General features: G+C 62.0%; 2 protein-coding genes and 1 pseudogene. All 3 read right to left on the bottom strand.

Annotated features, from left to right (window positions below; genetic code table 11):
• Positions 1 to 950 (bottom strand): hypothetical protein (locus MBELCI_RS18660; protein ID WP_045320538.1); only part of this gene is annotated, 950 nt, incomplete at its 3' end.
• Between the two features lie 179 nt (positions 951 to 1129).
• Positions 1130 to 1354, bottom strand: a complete 225-nt coding sequence (locus tag MBELCI_RS18655) for a site-specific integrase (protein WP_021695798.1) — start codon at positions 1352 to 1354, stop codon at positions 1130 to 1132.
• Positions 1355 to 1386: 32 nt separating this feature from the next.
• A pseudogene (locus MBELCI_RS21160) lies at positions 1387 to 2199 on the bottom strand (site-specific integrase); the annotation flags it as partial.

The following is a 2199-nucleotide window of genomic DNA, read 5'->3' as shown; positions in this document are numbered from 1 at the left end:
CGATATGTGCAACAGCGCCTTGGAAACATCGCGCTGCCATCATCGAACAGCGGCCGGAACACCCGACTGTATTCGTCGATGGCATGCCAAAGCCCCGCGTTCTCCAGGACCCGGTCGTATCCGGCATGCTCCTTCTGGTGCTCCCGGAGTTTCAGCGCGCTGCCAGGAAGCCTGACATGGAGGCACGGCCGCTCAAGGAGCATGACGGTCTGGCCGATATCGAAATGCGACAGCGCCCGCGCGCGCTGAGGCACTGCCGCGGCCATGGCGAGGAGCAGGCCGTTGCGATAATCGCGCGCTGCAAACAGATCTCTCGGCCCGAGAGCGCGGGCGTTCTCGATGATCTCCATTCCAAGGTCGAAAATTGTCGATGCGCCGACCAGCTGTTCGCCGGTCTTCGTCGGACGCCCTTCGACCTTTCCACGGGCGTTCAGCCGGGAGACGACGTGCTTGCAGGCCACGCTGGTGAACCCTGGATCGCATGCGGTGGAATATCCCGACAGAATGCGCCCGAGATAGTCACTCGCGCTGCGCGTCGAGACGCCCTCCTCGGCCAGATCGCCGGCATAGACATGGAAGGTGATGCCAGCGGGCCTGACGTCATGCCCTGAGCCTTCGCACCATGCGAGCCAGCGCAGCAGAGCATGCGTGACTGAGTTCAGATGATCCGCGCTCCACTTGAGCTTCCGGCTTCCTGATTCGGAACCCATCCTTGCAATCAAACCGGGTTGCCATTCATCCGGGAGACGCCCGATCAGGGCGAGAAGGGATTCCGTCTTTGACCTCCTTTTCGTCTTGGGAGCACGCTGGCGCTGCCGGCGGACGATGGCGATCATGGACGCATAGGGCATGCCCCAAAGGGTCGGAGCGGCCGTCTGCACGCGGTGCAGCTTGAGAGCAGCGAGATGGCCGTCGTGTTGCGCCGAACATTCCACCAGGTAAGCATCCATCTCCTGGCGCGTGGGAGGAACCATGAGCGGACGCGCCGCGCCCCGCCATGCCGAGAAAGCCCGGAGCTCATGCAGGATCGGGTCTGGATCGAGATCCGGCCACTCCGACCTCAACGCAGCACGGACTGCTTGAAAAGTGCATGCTGAAGCCGGTGAGGTCCCGGTCACACGATCTTGTTTCATCGAAGTCCTTTCTGTCTGAAGCCGACAGGCTGTCGTGACTTCTTGTCCGCCAAGTATGCCTGCCAGCGGGCGAGCGCGAAGTGCTCATCGATCTCGGCATAAAATGCGAGCGTCGTCTCGAGGCTTTCGTGTCCGAGCAGACGTGACACGTCCGGCAGCCGGTCCGGGTCTTCCTTCAGCCAAAGCCAGCCAAGGAAATGCCGGTAGAGATGCGGGTTCATCCGGATGCCCGTGATCCGCCTTGTATGCCGCATCAACCGCTCGAGTATCCCGACGAAGGGCTGGTCCGGGCCAACGCTTGAGCCTGTGCGGGGAACAGGAAGGGGTTGCGTTGGTCGCCCGCGCGGAGTGCCTTAGGCCGGATCTTGTCGAGATAGAGCCGAAGCCGCCGCGACTCATTTTCGCCCAGAGGAATGGGCAGATCCGGATCGTCGCTGGTGCGCATCTTGAGCTCCACGTTCGGGACCGTGATCGTCGCCAAGTCGCCGCGCCATGAGATCCAAGACAGCTTTGCCCCAGCCACGTTCGCCTTACGAGGCGCTCTGGCGAGCAGGATATCGCTCGCCAGCACGCACATGACGTCGCGGGCCAGTTCGGTGTCGATCTGGTCGAGGCGTCTCGCGCCGCGCTTCTTGCGGACCCGCCGGTCCAATTCGGTATTGACCTCATCGATGAGGATCTCCCCGAGGTCGAGCAGTCGTTGCTGTCTGTGCCCGATGATCTGGCGGAGCTTGTCCTTGTTGCGCCTCGCTATGCCCTTCTCGCCGACCGCGTGGTCGCTGATGGTCTTCGCGATATCGTCGATTTCTTTTTCATCCCGACCAATGTAATCGCGTGCGATCTTCTTGACGGCCTTGCCAAGCGTCGACGCGTAGCTGCTTGGGAAATCGCTACCGCTGTTGCCCGCCCGCACGGCCTCCAAAACGCTCTCGATCACGGCCGGATCAGTGTATTCCTCTACGGTCTCGATCAGGTAGCCGGTCGTTGCATAAAGCGCCTTCGCTCCCGCGATGAGGATGCCCCGGCGGTTCTTGATCGTTGCTTGGGACTGTTGGCTGTCACCGAG

Origin of the sequence: Limimaricola cinnabarinus LL-001 (assembly GCF_000466965.1) — a bacterium.
GTDB lineage: Bacteria > Pseudomonadota > Alphaproteobacteria > Rhodobacterales > Rhodobacteraceae > Limimaricola > Limimaricola cinnabarinus.
The sequence above is the reverse complement of the archived record's forward strand: the minus strand, read 5'-3'. Positions and strand labels throughout refer to the sequence as shown.